The sequence below is a fragment of the Neobacillus drentensis genome (assembly GCF_036965645.1).
Classification (GTDB): domain Bacteria; phylum Bacillota; class Bacilli; order Bacillales; family Cytobacillaceae; genus Neobacillus; species Neobacillus drentensis_D.
Map to the genome: position 1 here is coordinate 19,123 of NZ_JBALPZ010000184.1, position 1,180 is coordinate 20,302.

Consider the following 1,180-nt stretch of genomic DNA (forward strand, 5'->3'; position numbering starts at 1 on the left):
GAAAAGAAAGGTACTTATTATATTAAGTATATTATTTAGTCTTGGTATGACTGGATTATTTATTTTCTACTTAATGAAACATGACCATACCAGGTGGCAAGTAGCACTTGGGGGCATATTCGTCAGCTTGCTGCCGCTTGGCTTACTAAAGATGAAAAATAATCCCTTCACTATTCCCATCATTATCTGTTATTATTTGTTCCTATTTTGTTCCTTATATTTAGGTTCCATCTCAAGCTTTTATTTGTATTATAAATGGTGGGATTCTACACTGCACTTTTTTAAAGGGATGTTTGTTGCGTTTGTTGGAATACGTCTTTATAAATATTGGATCCCACAACATACACGACGGAAAGTTTCTGTTGGAATTCTGGTTCTGTTTATCCTCTCACTCGCTGCATCATCGAGTGTTCTTTGGGAGATCTATGAGTTTGTGGGTGATTTGACTTTAACGCATACGATGCAAAGAGGTGGAAATAAAGATACAATGTATGATCTCCTTTGCGGCTTAGGAGGGGGCATGGTTACCGCAGTCTATACCCTTTATAGGAAAAAAAGTATTTAAATAGAGGTGCTGCAAATGAACAGAAAACTTGTAATTATTGTCAGTCTTTTGTATGTTGTATTCATGACCATCTTGGCAATAAATTATCATAGTATGGGCCAATCTTTTAAATCTACAGTTGCCATTGGCGGAATTGTTTGTGGAGCTGTACCACTTTTGTTAGCTCTGTTTACCAAGCTTCAATTCAATTTACCCATCGTTTTTTCCTATATCATTTTCCTAATTGGATCACAATATTTAGGTTCCATATTAGGATGGTATGGACTGGGCTGGTGGGATACTTTTATGCATTTTGTCAGCGGTGCCATCCTTGCTTTCGCAGGAATTGCCTTATATGAAAGGTTAATTCACAGGGATGCAGGATATGAGATCTCCCCTTGGTTTGTATTCCTATTTACCGCATCGTTTGCAGCACTAGGCGGTGTATTGTGGGAGGTCTATGAGTTTAGCTGCGACCAGATATTTGGGATGACCTTACAAGGCGGCGGAAATAAAGATACAATGACAGACTTAATTGCTGATACTCTAGGCGGTCTTGTTATCGCTATTTGGGCGTTAATTCGAACAAAAATGAAATTAAAAAAGGTACGTCGTGGTTGAACTGCCCCGTAAATG

General features: G+C 38.2%; 2 protein-coding genes. Both read left to right on the plus strand.

Features of this window, described 5'->3' with window-relative positions; all coding sequences use genetic code 11:
- Positions 1-565, plus strand: a 565-nt coding sequence (locus tag V7266_RS26980; protein WP_335472301.1) for a membrane-spanning protein, incomplete at its 5' end; no start/stop codon positions are given.
- A gap of 15 nt (positions 566-580) precedes the next feature.
- Complete coding sequence (locus V7266_RS26985; RefSeq protein WP_335472302.1) at positions 581-1,165, plus strand: hypothetical protein; 585 nt, start codon at positions 581-583, stop codon at positions 1,163-1,165.
- Positions 1,166-1,180 lie beyond the last annotated feature (15 nt).

What these genes read in the sequence shown, in the direction of transcription:
- V7266_RS26985 (WP_335472302.1), top strand. Translation starts at nt 581, where the DNA reads ATGAACAGAAAACTTGTAATTATTGTCAGTCTTTTGTATGTTGTATTC.